Raw genomic sequence first — 14,991 nt, 5'->3', positions numbered from 1 at the left:
AAAAAATGAGGACCAGGCCCAGAATAAAAGCAACAATGACCGTGATGAATATTTGCACTTATTTGATCATCTCATCGAATATTTTTTCTTTCTTTCCTTCTTTGATCAACCGGTCGTGTTTGATCATCTGGCGAATGGCAATCCAGAAAACAAAAGCAACGATGAACAGCATGCCGCCAATGGGCATGTTGTCCGGTTTCAGCGCGATCAAAAGAAAGTTTTCCAAAGCTGAGGGCTGCATGTTTTCAACCTTCCTAACAGATGAGCAATAAATCTACCGAATTATACAATCAATCCGGTCTGTCTTACAAAATCAGAAGTCGTCTTCCGCGAACTCGCTGTCCTCGTCATCCTCTTCATCCCCGCCTTCCAGGTCGTCACCCTCTTCTTCTTCGCCAAAACCTCCATCAAAGAATCCGTCCATAAAGGGATCTTCCTCTTCGAGGGACAGGCTGAGGTCAACTCCAGGCTTGTCGTAGGACACCAGCAGGTCGGTAATGTCCTGAGCCTGCTTATCTATGTTGCCATTTTCAATCGTACTCAACTTGTGAAACTTGGTCTGGATGGTGTAATCCCCGTCTTCCTTCGGCCAATGGTTGGGCATCGGTGTCCAGGGAATCATTTCACGTGTGTCCTTCAACCATTTGGGAATCCATTCCTCGCGCAGGCGTTCCTGTGCGATTTTGAACTCGATTCCCTTGTCGCCACCATCATGACATTTGCCGCACTCCATGTAGTTCACCATCTTTACGCCGTTTTCGATGGAGGCCTTGTCTTTTTTCAGGTGAACTCCTGCTTCATATTTGATTTCACTCGGTGCCACCAGCTCGAAATAAGCCGTCAGGTCACGCAATTGGGTATCGGTCAGGTTGAAAGTTGGCATTTTAACCTCAACCCATTTGCGCACAGGAGTCGGTTTTTTCATGAAGGAATACAACCAGGATCCCTTCAGTCGATCACCCACGTGATAGGTTTTGGTTTCGAGCGGCGGCGGATATTGGGCCGTGGACTTCAGGTGTTCCTGAATGTCCCCTCCATACCCTTCCACAATATGGCAGCCGCGGCAGTTGAATTGCGAAATCAGGCGCCGACCCCGCTCAATGGTCAACTCATCCTTGGAGTAATTCCGTTTGTAGCGTTCGGGGATGAACAACCCGTTCAAACCGCGCAGGAAAACCATCAAAGCCTGGATCTCATCTTCCGCCAACTCGAAATCCGGCATTTTATCGAGAATACGTTCGGTGCGATACACCGTGGGATCTTTAAGCTTGTTGTATGTCCAGGACTCCCAAGTATGGGGTATGTGCGTGTCGGCAAATTCCAGCTCGCGAACCTGCTTGCTTCCGAATGAAGACAGTTCCGGCGCAATGCGGCCTTCCTTTTCCATACCGGGAACATTGTGGCAGGCAAAACAACCCCGGTTACGTACCAGTTTTTCTCCAAATGCGATGGTATCCGGATCCTTGTATTTTCTTTCGATTCCTGGGATTTTTACCGGCTTCCCGAACTGGATCAGGTATGCTGCGATGTTCGACGCCTCTTCAACGCTCAGACGCATGTCTGGCATTTTGCTTTCGTGGTTGTAATCCCTCGGATTGCTGAGCCAGCTAACTATCCAGTCTGCCGAAACCTTCTCGCCAATGTTGCTCAGGTTCGGGGCGAACAGCTCACCCTTCCCTTTCAATTTGTGGCAGGCCTGGCACCCTACAGACTCAAAAAGCTCCTGGCCTTTTTTGGGATCGCCCCCATTGAATTTTTCGGGAAGCTGGTATCCCTTTTCGGATTTATCCCAAAGATAAGCGGAAATGGCGAGTGCATGTTCGTCGCTCAAACCGAAATCCGGCATGCGCGTTTCCGGCAGGTAATCTTTCGGCTTTTTAACCCACCGGTACAACCAGCTGGGATCGACCTTGGCCGCGATTTTGCGCAGGCTCGGGCCCACTTTGCGTTCATCTGCAAACCCCTCAACAAGGTGGCAACCGTGACAACCCAGTTTCAGGAACAGTTTCTTGCCCTTGGTGAGGATGGGAGCCCCTTTCAGACTGACCACTTCGGCATGGCAGTTGGTGCAGTTGGCCTGCATGAGGTTGCCGTGCAGAAGGGGTTCGTTAATACCCAGGGTCTGGTCCATTTCATGATGGGACCCATGGGCATCCTCCGTGGGCGCGGTGGCCGTCCCCTGCCCCCTATGACACCATGTGCATCCCGTTTCCAGAGGGTCGTGGTGTCCAATCAGGATTTCCCGGTTCGGGTGGGTTTTCAGGGGTTGCTTGAAATCGCTGTAGTAGGCGTCGTCAAAAGAAACATGACAGGTGTGGCACCGGTCCACCTTGTAAATGATCTCGCCAAATTTGTTTTTGGCGGAACCGGGAATGACTGTTTGTTTGATTTCAGCGGGCCGCAGGAACAGATTGAAGGGCTTGTAATAATCCATTCTCTGGGCGAGGATGATCTGCTGGTTGGTCAAGGCTACCAGTTCATTCTCAAGGTTTTTCTTGCGGGCCTTGAACTCAAGAAGCTTGGCTTCCGCCTCATCGCGCTTTCGGGTGAGGTCTTCAATGACAGGCTCGAAGTCGGCAATGTGGTGCTTGGTTTCCTCAACGCGGTTCAGCTCCACTTCATAGTTCTTGCCTTCATGCTGGGCTTTTTATAGTAGTAATAATATTCGTCCAGCCGGCTTTTCTCGAATTTCAACGCTTCCTTGGCATCATCCAGAGCCACTTGGGCATTCCAGGCCGCATCCGCGAGCTGCTGGTATTCCTCATCATTTTCCAGCTTCTCCTCTTCCTTGGCAATGGCCTGGCGGAGCTCCTCGGTACGCCCCTCGATTTTCTCGGTGACTTCCACGTATTCCGCACGCGTGCGCTCGTACTGCGCTTCGTTGTAGGTATCCTGAAAATCCTTGTAACCGCGCCGGATGAATTCATCATCCCAGAAAGCCCACAGGGTCACAAACAGCAACGCACCGGAACACAGGAAAAAGAGAAAACTGTACGAAGTACGCTCATCAAACTCCCCATCATTGAACGCGGAGTCTTCCTTATTTTCTTCCTCTTGGGGATCTTTAGTTTCTTCAGCCATGGATGTTTCTGAAAAGCCCGTTAAACGTTAAACCAAGGGGTGACCCAAATGTATTTGATATTGAACCCAAGCCTCAGGGCGATCTTGATAACGATACCGATCATGATCAAATACAATTGCACCTTAAGGAACATACGGAGGAAGCCAACGGTTTTGAGGGCTTTTCTCTCCATGAAAAAATAAACGGCGGTCCCGACGGCGAAATAACCGAGCACCACGACACCGCCAACCAGCATGGCCATGTCATAGGTCCGCACGCCAAGGGCATAGGGGAGATCGACGTTGGTCAGGGCCACCACCTTGTGCGGATCCCAATACTGCCAGGGCATGAAAAGGTTCCAGCCCGGACCCCGCAGGAACACGCCCATGATAATGAGCGCAATCCAGAGCACGAGAAAACCGAAACTGTAAACCCAGATAGCCAGCTTACGCTCGGTATATGTGTAGTAACCGTTGCCTTTGGGGTTCACATCCAGATAGGGAATCAGCATGAGCCCGACAATGATGAGAACCGGCGCCACAACACCCGCAAACCATGGGTCGAAATAAACCAGGATGTCCTGCAGGCCGAGAAAGTACCACGGCGCCTTGGACGGGTTGGGTGTTTTGGTCGGATTGGCCGCCTCTTCAAGCGGCGCATCGATCGTGATCGACCACACCGTCAACAGAACACTGACGATGATGGCGCAGAGAAACTCCAGACGGACCAGATAAGGCCAGACGTGGACTTTCTCCGGCAGATCCTCTACTTTCTTTTTCGGAGCCGCTTTAGCCGGCGCCTTGGCGGCCGGTTTGGCGGGTGGCTTGGCAGGTGGTTTCTCTGCGGTCCCCATAGAAAGACTTCCTATCCTTCAAAAAGTTTCAATCAGCGAAACGTGAACAACAACTTATCAAAGCGGTCCGGAGATGCCTCCGTCCTTTCGGATTCGCCAGAAATGGACGATCATCAGGGCGCCGGCCACCAGAGGTATCAGAATACAGTGCAATACGTAAAAACGGAGCAATGCCGGCGGTCCCACAAGACTGCCGCCCAACAGCATGGAACGGGCGTCGTACCTTGCCGTCACACCCACATATTCCGCAAAAGGACCTTCAGACCCGAGGAACGGTGTCGCCCGCGCCATATTGGTGCCTACGGTGACCGCCCACATCGCCAGCTGGTCCCACGGCAAGAGATAACCGGTGAAGCTCAGGAGAAGCGTGAAGGTCACGAGAAACACGCCGATCACCCAGTTGAACTCGCGGGGTGGTTTGTACGAGCCCGTTAAAAACACCCGGAACATGTGCAACCAGACGGTGATGACCATCGCGTGTGCCGCCCATCGATGCATGTTCCGCATCAACATGCCAAACGGGACGTCATACTGCAGGTATTTCATGTCATAGTAAGCGTATTCCCCCACCGGACGGTAGTAAAACATCAGAATGATGCCCGTCACAACGAGGGAAAGAAAGAGCAGGAAGGTAATCCCACCCATGCACCAGGTGAACTTGATACGCAGCGCATGGCGGTGGATTTTTACGGGATGCAGGTGGAGCCAGACGTTACTCGCGATCTGCAAAACGCGGTTCCGCGGAGTGTCGGCGTATCCATGGCGGAACGACGAGGTCCAAACCTGGGATTCGGTGATCTTCTCCGCCGCTTCCTCAAAAAGCTTTCCGCTTTTGATGGACTCTTTGATCTCTTCAAAATTCGGAATTTTGGGTTTAGCCAAAACTCAATCTCCTAAACACTGCTGATTAATCTAATAAAAAAAGGCGGACACGGGACCATGCGCATCAGGTCCTGAGGTAAGAACCCGGCTCTTCCCACTCGCCTTTCTCGTACAGAAACACTTTGCTTTTATCGACAACAATCTCACCGTCCGGGGCAATGCCCACCTTCAAGCGTTCCAGAGGGCGCGGAGCCGGACCTTCGAAATTGATTCCATCCATAGTGAAACCACTGCCATGGCAGGGGCACTTGTATTTACCTTCCGATCGAAGCCACAATGGCGTGCAACCCAGATGCGTGCAGCGGGCCAGAATTGCATACAGCCGCTGCTCCTCACGCACAATCCAGACACGCTGATCCTTAACCCACTTGGTGCTCACTTCTCCCACTGTGTAATCGCTCACCTTGCCAGCCTTGAATTTGGGGGACGGTTCAAACAATACACGCGGGAACAACAAGCGGAGAAAATAAACGGATGACAAACCCAAAGTGGCCATGAACCCGGCCCAACCGGCATACGAGAAAAAATCCCGTCTTGAGTAAAGATTGTTGGGTTTCTCTTTACCGCCCTTGTCCTTGGCCGCAGGCTTGGCCGGGGGGATGTTTGGATTTTTGGAAGGTTGTGCCATAAGTTCTTTTAACTCAATTGTTTAAATAAATCCTGAAATCCTGGATAGTCAACCAAGAATGGACATACCACTCTAGCAAAGGATGGTTTTTAACATAATTAGAAAATGGAGTCAAGGTAAGATAGTTACATCACAAACCGTTGAATTATCGCCTTGGAGTCAAACCTCGCAGGCAGGCCCGCGCGGCTTCCAAAACCCCGTTTGCTGAGTCCCCAAAACCAGGTAAAAGTTGTGTCAGCGCCTTCACCGTCATGCCCCGTTGAATGGCCAGCGTCGCCAGCGTGAGCATTTCGGATGCGCCGATTCCCGATATCTGTGCGCCGATGACTTTCCGACTTTCCCGGTCGGCCAGCAATTTGCAAAACCCGCCACCCTGACCTGGAATTTCGTCTGCATTCAAAGGCAACCCGTTGTAACGGCCTTCCACCGGCTTTAAGTATCCCTTGTGGTGTGCGTCTTCTGCCCGGCAACCCACCGCGGCCAGAGGCGGATTGGAATGCAGGCGAAAAGGAATGCCGCCCTGGTCCAAAATTCTTTCTTTTCCCAAGGCGTTCTGTGCGGCGGTGCGGCCTTCCTCGCTGGAGTGTTCCGGCGAACGTTCGTGCCCGGTCACACTTCCCGCAGCGAAAACATTTTTAACAGACGTGCGCATGCAGGCGTCGGCCCAGATTTCCCGACGGTCTCCCATTTCCATACCCATCGCGGCGTCCAACGACCCCGGTGTGCGTCCCACGCGCCTGTAACCGACCAGGATTTTTTCGACGGAAAACTTGATTCCACCATCCAGGGTGATATCGATACCGTTGTCTTGCTTCAAAATGGACAGGATCTTTTTGTTAAACAGGGATTTTACCTTGGCCCGCTTCAAACCGGTTTCCAAAACGTCGATCAGTTCGGGATCACGGTCGGCAACCATCCGTTTCTGTTCATTGCACAGGAATACCCTGGTACCCAGGCGGTTAAAGAAGAGTGCCGTTTCAATCACCGCCACTCCGTCTCCCAGGATCAGAATCGACTCCGGCAATTTCTCCAATTCAAGAAATCGGTCGACTGGAAGGATGGTGTCTTCATCGAAGGGAACGGTGGCAATGGATTCGGCGTCCGAGCCCATAGCCAGAACCACATTAGCGGCCTGCACTTCCTGCTTGCCCTTTTCCGTTTCGACACGAAGGATACCGGTTCCGGCAAGGGTTCCCTTACCTTCGATCAGAGTCACGCCGGATGCTTCCAGGTCATGCCTCGCCTTGTTAGAAGCGGCCTTTGCGATCATCGGAAAACGTGTCCGCACGCCCTCCCAATCGACAGGCCGAACGGTCCCGAATTCCGGTTCGGCAAGAAGGGTGCGCACAGGGTGGAGTCCACGGTTCAGGTAGTGGCCGCCCAGGGCATCCATCTCTACGAGGCACACGCGCGCACCCATGTCGCTGCCTTGCCGGGCAGCGGCGAGACCGGCTGTGCCACCTCCCAGGATGGCGAGATCAAACTGGCTCATTCAAACCCTTCCATCGTCATGCACCGGTTGAATTATCAACATTAAAGCACATTCCCGAAACCCGCTGCAATTGCCCTTTCTGGCTCATAATACGCTCAAGGCTGCCATGCCTATCAGTAAAACCAGGCCCACGGACGCAATCACCGCGTGCAGGGTGACGTTCATTTTACGGCTCAAGGGGATGGCGGTCAGAAAGTAGGCGGCAACAAAATAGATGAATCCGTCATTGTTCCCAAGCTGGTGGTTGACATAGAGAAACAAACCCAACATGGCGATCGACGCAACATAAACGTAACGGTGCAACTGGTACCAGCGTTTTCGCCGGTCCTGGGGAAGCATGCTGACGCCGATGATGATGTTGGCGAAGACAATCAGGATGGTGAGGAACAGGGTCTGGAAGCTTGGATGGGCAAACAGGTCGCCCAGCGTTTGAATCTGCATGATTCAAATTCGGAGGCTCTCGCCGGCAAAGGCAAGTGGATGGTGCCGATGGGGAGATTCGAACTCCCACGGGTTGCCCCATACGCCCCTCAAGCGCACGTGTCTACCAGTTCCACCACATCGGCATTGAAGCGAATTTATTTCTTGGAATTGTCCTGAGCTGGCTGGGTCGGGATGGTCGTGGTTTCTTCCACTTCGTTGATCACGGAATCCTGCTTTTTGCTGGACAGCACGGTCGCCAGGCTGAGGGACGTGATCATGAACACGATGGCCGCAATGGTGGTGAGTTTGGTCAAAAAATTTCCCGCCCCACTGCTGCCAAACATGGTCTGGCTGGACCCGGAACCGAACACCGCTCCCATGGCCGCGCCTTTGCCGGACTGCAACAGGACGACGAGAATCAGGAAAACTGCAGCGGCAATGTGTAATACCGTAACAAACGTATGCAAACCAACCTCCTAAGAATCACTCAACCGAGCCAATAATAGCACAAAATGAATCCACGTCCAAACTCGCGCCGCCCACCAAAGCGCCATCGATGTTGTCTTTACCCAGAAGACCGCGGCTGTTCTCCGGCGTCACACTGCCGCCATAAAGAACCCGCATGGACTCTCCGGCGGCGGGCCCATACAATTCGCCGATCCATTTCCGGATCAGGCAATGCACCTGTTCGGCCTGTTGTGGAGTGGCGTTCTTACCTGTACCGATGGCCCACACCGGTTCATAAGCGACGACCACCCTTCCGACCGCAGACGACTCAATGTCCTTCAAGCCTTCGGTCAATTGCAAATGAACCACGTGTTCGGTCTGCTCCGCATCGCGTTCGACATCGGTTTCACCGACACAAAGGATGACGTTGAGGCCATGATCGAGAGCGTGCTTCACCTTTCGGTTGATGAGCGCCTCCGATTCGCAAAACTGGTGCCGCCGCTCCGAGTGGCCGACAATCACCCAGCCGCATCCGGCCTCCACCAGCATGGGCGCGGAAATCTCACCCGTATAGGCACCGGCGTCTTCAGCAAACACGTTCTGTGCGGAAAGCCCGATACCCGTTCCCTTAAGAAGGGATGCCGCAAGCGAAAGCGAGGTGAACGGCGGTGCCACCACAACCTCCGCCGGACAGTTGGAATCCAGCCGCCGGACCAGCCCTTGCAACAGCCCCTCCGTTTCGGAAAGGGTTTTGTTCATTTTCCAGTTGCCAGCAATCAGGGTCTTTCGCATAAAGCCCATTGTCCGTTGGCGTTCAGATTCCTTTTTTGATCATGAACTTCAAGATATCCCTCGTGCGTGAGGAATAGCCCCATTCATTGTCGTACCACGACAGCACCTTCACCATGTTTTTTCCCATGACCTTGGTCGAGGGGCCATCGATGATCGAGGAATCCTCGTCGCCGTTGAAATCGATTGACACCAGCGGCTGTTCCTCCAGACGCAGGATGCCCTTGAGTTCACCCTCTGCCACTTCGCGGAACATGGAGTTGACTTCTTCCGTCGAGGTATCTTTTTCCACTTCGGCCACAAAGTCCACCAGCGACACGTTGGGCGTGGGAACCCGGATGGCCATGCCGTCGAGTCGGCCTTCCAGCTCCGGCAGGACAATACACACCGCCTTCGCCGCGCCGGTGGTGGTCGGGATCATCGACAGGTTCGCCGCCCGCGCGCGGCGCAGGTCCTTGTGCGGCAGGTCCAGGATACGCTGGTCGTTGGTGTAGGAATGGATGGTGGTCATCAATCCCTTTTTGATCTTGAGCCGGTCATGCAGCACCTTCACCATCGGGGCAAGGCAGTTGGTGGTGCAGGAGGCATTGGAAACTATCGAGTGCTGCATGGGGTCGTACTTGCCTTCGTTGACACCCAGCACCACTGTCACATCCGGATCGGTGGCGGGCGCGGAGATAATGACCTTCTTTGCCCCGGCGGTCAGGTGCTTGGCCGCGGCGTCACGCTTGGTGAAAATGCCGGTGGACTCGATTACCACATCGACTCCCAGGTCTTTCCAAGGCAACGCCGCCGGGTCCTTCTGGGACAGGACCTTGATCCTTTTTCCGTCGATGACGAGGCTGTCCCCATCCGCCTTGACTTCCGCCTTGGTCACGCCCTGCACGGAATCGTATTTATAAAGGTGCGCGAGCGTCGCCGCATCGGTGAGATCGTTGATGGCCACAACGTCCACCATCTCGCCGCATTCCTTGTCGCTCAAGATGCATTTCAAAACGTTCCGGCCGATGCGGCCAAAACCGTTGATACCCACTTTAGTGGCCATATCCCGATACCTCCAATTGCTTTACTTGCGCTTTTCTTGGACTAAAAACACGTTGGCCCGGTCCCGGAGGGCGGGGTCGTGGTCATTTTCGCTTGCTTCCGTGGCTTGTTCAACGCCAATGTGGCGGGACGCTAACAGGGCAATGCGGGATTCCGATTATGGTGCAAATTGATTGCGGGGTCAATAAGATGAACACGGGTTTCATGCAGAAACCGCCCTTTGTGCCACACCTTTTTCAATGCACCGGATCATGTCGCGGACGGCCAGCTCCATGCCGCAATAAACGGACCGTGCCACCAGGTTGTGACCGATGTTGAGTTCCTCAACCTCGGGAACCGCGGCAATAGGAACCACGTTCTCGTTGTTCAACCCGTGCCCGGCGAACACGCGCAGGCCCAGTCCCTTTGCATGACGGGCGGCGGCCTGAATCTTCTTCAACTCCAGCGCCACCTGTTCCGGGTCAGCAAGTTCCGTGTAAAGTCCGGTATTGATCTCGACGCTGTCGGCCCCGGTTTCTCTCGCGGCATCGAGTTGTTGCAGGTCCGGATCCACAAACAGGCTGAACCTCACGCCCAGCGGTGCGAGGCGGTCGCGGATTTCTGCAAGATGTTTTTTCTTTGAGATCACGTCAAGGCCCCCCTCGGTGGTGATCTCCTGCCGTTTCTCCGGCACCAGCGACACCTGGTAGGGTTTGACGTTGATGGCAAGTTCCACCATCTCTTCCACCGCCGCCATCTCCAGGTTGAGCGGCGTGCGGATGCCTTCCCGAATGCGGTGCACGTCCCCGTCCTGAATATGCCGCCGGTCTTCTCGCAGATGCACGGTGATGCCATCGGCCCCGGCCTGCTCCGCCAGATGTGCGGCTTTCAGCGGATCCGGCTCCACGGTTTTGCGGGCTTCCCGCAGGGTGGCGACGTGGTCCACATTGACAAACAAACGTATCATTTCATTCCTTCCGGTACTTGCGGAGTTCCTCCACAATCTTGATGGCCCGGGCGGTTTCCAGCACGTCGTGAACGCGAAGAACACGGGCGCCTTTCAACACTCCAACCACCGCCGCGGCCAACGAACCTTCCATTCTCTCGTCCGTGGGAAGATCCAGGATTTTACCAATAAACGCCTTGCGGGAAACACCCAAAAGCACGGGTTTTTCCAATGAAGCAAGCCTATCCAGATTGGATACAAGTTCCAGATTGTGCCTGACCGTCTTGCCGAATCCAATGCCGGGATCGATCATGATCTGGTCCGCGGGAATTCCCGCAAACTCTGCTTCGGTGATGCGGCGGTCGAGAAAATCATAAACGTCTTCAACGCAATCAACATATTGCGGATCGACCTGCATGGTCTTCGGGGTGCCCTGCATATGCATGATGATCACCCCCGCCGGATAGCGGGACACTATTTCCACCATTTCCGGAAACCGCATGCCGTAGATGTCATTGATCCAGTGCACACCGAGATCCAGCACCCGCCGCGCAACATAAGGCTTGTACGTATCCACGGAGATGGGAACCGGAATTTCCCGTACCAGCGTTTTCACCACCGGCTCCAGCAGTTTCCATTCCTGTTCGTCCGGGATGGGTTCCGACCCGGGGTGGGTGGACTCCGCCCCGATGTCCAGCATGTCCGCGCCGTCCTCAATCAGGCGTTCTGCGGTTTTTAACGCTTGCTTTTCATTAGCGGAGTAACTGGATCGAAAAAAAGAATTGGAAGACAGGTTGATGATTCCCATGATCCGTGTCGGGCCGGAAAAGAAGTCATCGCTCATACCACCACTCCTTTTATTTCTATATAAAACAAGCAAACAAAAAAAGCTCCAAACTGGCCACAGCCGGAATGGAGCTTTGGTTGTTCAGAAGTTTTTAGGCCACGGACCGCCCTCAGGCAGGAGTGGGATCAGGCACACCGCCCCCACCCACGAGGCCCTCGTCGAGGCCTTTGGATTTCTTGCCTTTTTGGGTGTCCTCCGCCTTCAATCCGGCGGCAGGTTCCGTCTTTCCGGAGTCAGAATCCGGGTCCAGCGGACGGTTTTTTATGATGGCTTTGATCTCATCCAGGTCCAGGGTTTCCTGCTCCAGAAGGGCAACCGCCAACCGCTCCAGTGCATCCCGATTTTCGGTCAACAGTTCCTTCGCACGATTGTAGCCGCCCATGACCAATGCTTTGACCTCAAGATCGATGAGCTTGGCGGTTTCGTCGCTGAAGTTCTTCTGTGCGGAGAAATCCTTGCCCAGAAACACCTGCTCCTCCTTGGTGCCGTAGGTCAACGGCCCCATCTTCTCGCTCATACCCCATTCGCAAACCATCTTGCGCGCGGTTTCTGTTGCGACTTCGATGTCGTTGCCCGCACCGGTGGTGATTTCACCCAGGCAGACCTCCTCGGCCACGCGCCCACCCATCATGATGGCCAGACGGTGAATGAGGTATTCCTTGGGATACGTGTGCTTCTCATCTTCCGGCAACTGCATGGTCACGCCCAGAGCACGGCCCCGCGGAATGATGGTCACCTTGTGCAGGGGATCGGTCCCCGGCAGGAGGAACGCCACCAGCGCATGTCCGGCTTCGTGATAAGCGGTGGTTTTCTTTTCCTTCTCGGTGATGACCATACTGCGGCGCTCGACACCCATCATGACCTTGTCTTTGGCGTTCTCGAAGTCCTCCATGGTCACCACCTTCTTCTCATCACGGGCAGCGAGGAGTGCGGCTTCGTTGACCAGGTTGGCGAGATCGGCGCCGGTGAAACCGGGCGTGCCCCGGGCCACCACTTTGAGGTTCACATTATCGGACAACGGCACCTTGGCGGTGTGCACTTTTAGAATGCCTTCACGTCCCTTGATATCCGGACGTCCGACCACCACCTGGCGGTCAAACCGGCCCGGCCGCAACAGCGCGGGGTCGAGGACGTCGGGACGGTTCGTTGCAGCGATCAAAATGACACCTTCGTTGTTCTCGAAGCCGTCCATTTCCACCAGCAACTGGTTGAGGGTCTGTTCGCGCTCGTCATGACCGCCGCCGAGACCCGCACCGCGGTGTCGTCCCACGGCGTCGATTTCGTCGATGAAAATGATGCACGGGCTGTTCTTTTTGCCCTGCTCAAACAGGTCGCGAACGCGCGAAGCGCCGACGCCGACAAACATCTCAACGAAGTCCGAACCGCTGATGCTGAAGAACGGCACGTTCGCCTCGCCGGCAATGGCGCGGGCCAACAGGGTTTTGCCCGTACCCGGAGGACCCACCAGCAGGACGCCCTTGGGAATCTTGCCGCCCAGCTTGCTGAACTTCTGGGGCTCCTTCAAAAACTCGATGATTTCATGGAGCTCTTCCTTTGCCTCATCACAACCGGAGACATCCTTGAATGTGGTCTTGGTTTTACCTTCATTCATCAGGCGCGCCTTGCTTTTGCCAAAGGAAAGCGCCTTGCCGCCTCCGGACTGCATCTGCCGCATGAAGAAAATCCAGATACCCAGAAGCAGGATCATCGGGAACCACGAAATGAGGACGTTCATGTACCAGCTGGTCTGCTCTGGCGGCTTCACAACCATGCGGACGTCTTTATCCCGAAGGGATTTGATGAGATCCGGGTCCTTGGACGGAGCGTAAGTCTGGAAGGTCTGGCCATCGGTGTACTTGCCGGTAATGTGATCGCCCTGCATGACCACTTCCGCCACCTCACCGTTCTCCACCTTGTTCATGAACTCACTGAAGACGATCTCCGACTGAGGGGTTATGGGTTGGTTGAAAATATTGAATAAAGCTATCAGGATGATGCCGATAACCAGCCACAACGCGAGGTTTTTATAAAATTGATTCAAGGCCGTCTCCTTTTGTATCTAATCTGGGCAATTGCCGTCCTGTTTCCCCATGGTAGCATATTTTATCCCGCGTGGGCGGGAATCTTGCCCAATGTATTGGCGCCCCTCGTTCATTTCAAAACCCTGATATTCAACGTATTGCGGGTCTGATCGGAAATCCGGTAGAGTTCCGAGATGCGCCCCCCTAACACCCAGATAATATGATCGTCCGCAGTTGTCAATACGGTCATCCTTTTTCTTTCTGCCCGCGGAATTTTCTCATCTTTAAAGTAATCCTTGAGCTTTTTGGATCCCTGCATACCCAGGGGCTGAAACCGGTCGCCGGCTCGCCAGTGGCGAATCCGCAATACAGGACCGGTTTTATCAAAATCAAGAAGGGCCTGTTGAAGGTCGACCGATTCTTTATGAACCCCCTTTTTAACTTCAGCCGAAATTTGAATTCCCAAAGATTCAACGGCCGTAACCCCCGGAATCTGAAGGAGGCACCCCTCGCCCATCAAATGATCACCCTTTTTTTAAGATGTCAGGTTGTGACTCCGGGATTTTATATATCTTGAGGGAATGGGCCTCCCTCTCGGCAGCCCAGTCCCCGGGCACGGGAGACCACCTTTCCACTCTGACCTGGTTCCAACAGGGCCAGGACCTTCAGGATATGGTCGAAGGTCACCCGGCGCAGGTTGCCGCGTCCACGTTCCAAAGCCAGCCTAACCAGTCGGGCCTGCAGGGCCGGCGGCAGCGCCTTCAGAGCTTCACACTCCAGAATCACCTGATGTTTCTGGGGGTCCTCCCGGCTTAGGCGCTCGAACCAGTCCTCCGCTTCCCGGTTCAGATGCTCTTCTTCCCATTGAAGAATACGTGCCGTCTGCTGCAGGGCCTGGCGGACCTGGGGGTTGTACTCCCGCTCCAGATAAGGGAGCAATTCCATTCGGATCCGATTGCGCAGGTATTGAACGTCGCGATTGGTGGAATCTTCCCGGAATTCAATCCCCTCCTTTCCCAGGAATTCCATCACATCCTTGCGTGTGCAGTCGATCAACGGGCGAATGAGGGTGCCGCGAAAGGGTCGCATGCCGCCCAGCCCGCGCGGACCGCCTCCCCGCAGCAGGTTGATGAACACCGTTTCTGCCTGGTCGTCCGCAGTGTGGGCCATTGCCACCTTCTGCGCCGACACCTGTTCCCGCACCGACTCCAGGAACTTGAGCCGAATGGTGCGCGCGGTTTCCTGAAATGACATGCCGCTTTTTGCGCACGCGCCGGGCACATCGCGCCGTTCAACCACAACAGGAATGCCAAGCCGGGCTGCAGTCTTGCGGACAAACTCGGCATCTTCCGCTGATGTTCCTTCACGGGTGCCATGATCCAGGTGGGCTATGGTCAGGCGCAATACCATTTCGGACTGCAACCGGTTCAGCGCGTACAGGAGGGCCACGGAATCGGGGCCGCCGGAAACGGCGACAACCAGATGGTCACCGGGCTTCACCATTTTATGGAATGCGAGGGTACGCTGAATTTTTTCTGTAAAAGGGAGCATACGGCCCCTGAAGGATGGAGAGACCGGG

Annotated in this window: 16 protein-coding genes and 1 tRNA gene; 1 reads left to right on the top strand and 16 read right to left on the bottom strand. The window is 54.6% G+C overall.

Annotation, left to right across the window (positions count from 1 at the left end; all coding sequences use genetic code 11):
- Positions 1 to 232: hypothetical protein (locus TX82_RS16540; protein WP_222823004.1), on the top strand; the 232-nt coding region annotated here is incomplete at its 5' end.
- A gap of 81 nt (positions 233 to 313) precedes the next feature.
- Here the strand turns inward: TX82_RS16540 and TX82_RS10525 are convergent.
- From TX82_RS10525 to tilS (TX82_RS10450), 16 genes are all read right to left on the bottom strand, one after another.
- Positions 314 to 2,617, bottom strand: coding sequence for a c-type cytochrome (locus TX82_RS10525; protein WP_005010208.1), 2,304 nt, complete (start codon positions 2,615 to 2,617; stop codon positions 314 to 316).
- Entirely contained in the window at positions 2,608 to 3,081 is a 474-nt protein-coding gene (locus TX82_RS10520; RefSeq protein ID WP_005010207.1) for a hypothetical protein, read from the bottom strand. The genes TX82_RS10525 and TX82_RS10520 overlap by 10 nt, the downstream gene beginning before the upstream one ends.
- 20 nt (positions 3,082 to 3,101) lie before the next feature.
- On the bottom strand, positions 3,102 to 3,914 hold the full coding sequence (locus TX82_RS10515; protein ID WP_005010206.1) for a cytochrome b family protein: 813 nt from the start codon (positions 3,912 to 3,914) through the stop codon (positions 3,102 to 3,104).
- A gap of 57 nt (positions 3,915 to 3,971) precedes the next feature.
- A complete protein-coding gene (locus TX82_RS10510; protein ID WP_005010202.1) occupies positions 3,972 to 4,796 on the bottom strand; it encodes a cytochrome b N-terminal domain-containing protein in 825 nt (274 codons plus the stop codon).
- Positions 4,797 to 4,860: 64 nt separating this feature from the next.
- Entirely contained in the window at positions 4,861 to 5,424 is a 564-nt protein-coding gene (locus TX82_RS10505; protein WP_005010201.1) for a QcrA and Rieske domain-containing protein, read from the bottom strand.
- Between the two features lie 145 nt (positions 5,425 to 5,569).
- The gene (locus TX82_RS10500) at positions 5,570 to 6,916 is read right to left on the bottom strand and encodes an FAD-dependent oxidoreductase (RefSeq protein WP_005010197.1); all 1,347 of its coding nucleotides are present in this window, start codon (positions 6,914 to 6,916) and stop codon (positions 5,570 to 5,572) included.
- 84 nt (positions 6,917 to 7,000) lie between these two features.
- The gene (locus TX82_RS10495; RefSeq protein WP_005010196.1) at positions 7,001 to 7,357 is read right to left on the bottom strand and encodes a hypothetical protein; all 357 of its coding nucleotides are present in this window, start codon (positions 7,355 to 7,357) and stop codon (positions 7,001 to 7,003) included.
- Positions 7,358 to 7,397: 40 nt separating this feature from the next.
- Positions 7,398 to 7,482: transfer RNA gene (locus TX82_RS10490), tRNA-Leu, on the bottom strand.
- A 12-nt stretch (positions 7,483 to 7,494) separates the two neighbouring features.
- A complete protein-coding gene (gene secG / locus TX82_RS10485; RefSeq protein WP_005010195.1) occupies positions 7,495 to 7,806 on the bottom strand; it encodes a preprotein translocase subunit SecG in 312 nt (103 codons plus the stop codon).
- Positions 7,807 to 7,822: 16 nt separating this feature from the next.
- Positions 7,823 to 8,578, bottom strand: coding sequence for a triose-phosphate isomerase (tpiA, locus tag TX82_RS10480; RefSeq protein WP_005010194.1), 756 nt, complete (start codon positions 8,576 to 8,578; stop codon positions 7,823 to 7,825).
- Between the two features lie 22 nt (positions 8,579 to 8,600).
- Positions 8,601 to 9,620: a type I glyceraldehyde-3-phosphate dehydrogenase gene (gene gap, locus TX82_RS10475; RefSeq protein ID WP_005010193.1), complete on the bottom strand. Its 1,020-nt coding sequence runs from the start codon at positions 9,618 to 9,620 to the stop codon at positions 8,601 to 8,603.
- A gap of 201 nt (positions 9,621 to 9,821) precedes the next feature.
- Positions 9,822 to 10,565 (bottom strand): pyridoxine 5'-phosphate synthase, encoded by a 744-nt coding sequence (locus tag TX82_RS10470; RefSeq protein WP_005010190.1) that lies wholly within the window; start codon positions 10,563 to 10,565, stop codon positions 9,822 to 9,824.
- Between the two features lies 1 nt (position 10,566).
- Positions 10,567 to 11,388 carry a dihydropteroate synthase gene (gene folP, locus TX82_RS10465; protein WP_005010187.1) on the bottom strand — a complete coding sequence of 274 codons (822 nt, stop codon included), beginning with the start codon at positions 11,386 to 11,388 and terminating at the stop codon, positions 10,567 to 10,569.
- 112 nt (positions 11,389 to 11,500) lie between these two features.
- On the bottom strand, positions 11,501 to 13,432 hold the full coding sequence (gene ftsH, locus TX82_RS10460) for an ATP-dependent zinc metalloprotease FtsH (protein WP_005010184.1): 1,932 nt from the start codon (positions 13,430 to 13,432) through the stop codon (positions 11,501 to 11,503).
- A gap of 110 nt (positions 13,433 to 13,542) precedes the next feature.
- Complete coding sequence (tilS, locus tag TX82_RS10455) at positions 13,543 to 13,929, bottom strand: tRNA lysidine(34) synthetase TilS (protein WP_042251070.1); 387 nt, start codon at positions 13,927 to 13,929, stop codon at positions 13,543 to 13,545.
- A 47-nt stretch (positions 13,930 to 13,976) separates the two neighbouring features.
- Positions 13,977 to 14,963, bottom strand: coding sequence for a tRNA lysidine(34) synthetase TilS (gene tilS, locus TX82_RS10450; protein WP_052338254.1), 987 nt, complete (start codon positions 14,961 to 14,963; stop codon positions 13,977 to 13,979).
- Positions 14,964 to 14,991: the final 28 nt, after the last annotated feature.

Origin of the sequence: Nitrospina gracilis 3/211 (genome assembly GCF_000341545.2) — a bacterium.
Lineage (GTDB): Bacteria > Nitrospinota > Nitrospinia > Nitrospinales > Nitrospinaceae > Nitrospina > Nitrospina gracilis.
Note: the sequence above shows the minus strand (reverse complement) of the source record. Positions and strands in the feature narration are given on the sequence as shown.

What these genes read in the sequence shown, in the direction of transcription:
- tpiA (WP_005010194.1), bottom strand. Translation starts at nt 8,578, where the DNA reads ATGCGAAAGACCCTGATTGCTGGCAACTGGAAAATGAACAAAACCCTT.
- TX82_RS10520 (WP_005010207.1), bottom strand. Translation starts at nt 3,081, where the DNA reads ATGGCTGAAGAAACTAAAGATCCCCAAGAGGAAGAAAATAAGGAAGAC.
- tilS (WP_052338254.1), bottom strand. Translation starts at nt 14,963, where the DNA reads ATGCTCCCTTTTACAGAAAAAATTCAGCGTACCCTCGCATTCCATAAA.
- TX82_RS10500 (WP_005010197.1), bottom strand. Translation starts at nt 6,916, where the DNA reads ATGAGCCAGTTTGATCTCGCCATCCTGGGAGGTGGCACAGCCGGTCTC.
- folP (WP_005010187.1), bottom strand. Translation starts at nt 11,388, where the DNA reads ATGAGCGATGACTTCTTTTCCGGCCCGACACGGATCATGGGAATCATC.
- TX82_RS10495 (WP_005010196.1), bottom strand. Translation starts at nt 7,357, where the DNA reads ATGCAGATTCAAACGCTGGGCGACCTGTTTGCCCATCCAAGCTTCCAG.
- TX82_RS10505 (WP_005010201.1), bottom strand. Translation starts at nt 5,424, where the DNA reads ATGGCACAACCTTCCAAAAATCCAAACATCCCCCCGGCCAAGCCTGCG.
- tilS (WP_042251070.1), bottom strand. Translation starts at nt 13,929, where the DNA reads ATGGGCGAGGGGTGCCTCCTTCAGATTCCGGGGGTTACGGCCGTTGAA.
- TX82_RS10470 (WP_005010190.1), bottom strand. Translation starts at nt 10,565, where the DNA reads ATGATACGTTTGTTTGTCAATGTGGACCACGTCGCCACCCTGCGGGAA.
- TX82_RS10515 (WP_005010206.1), bottom strand. Translation starts at nt 3,914, where the DNA reads ATGGGGACCGCAGAGAAACCACCTGCCAAGCCACCCGCCAAACCGGCC.
- gap (WP_005010193.1), bottom strand. Translation starts at nt 9,620, where the DNA reads ATGGCCACTAAAGTGGGTATCAACGGTTTTGGCCGCATCGGCCGGAAC.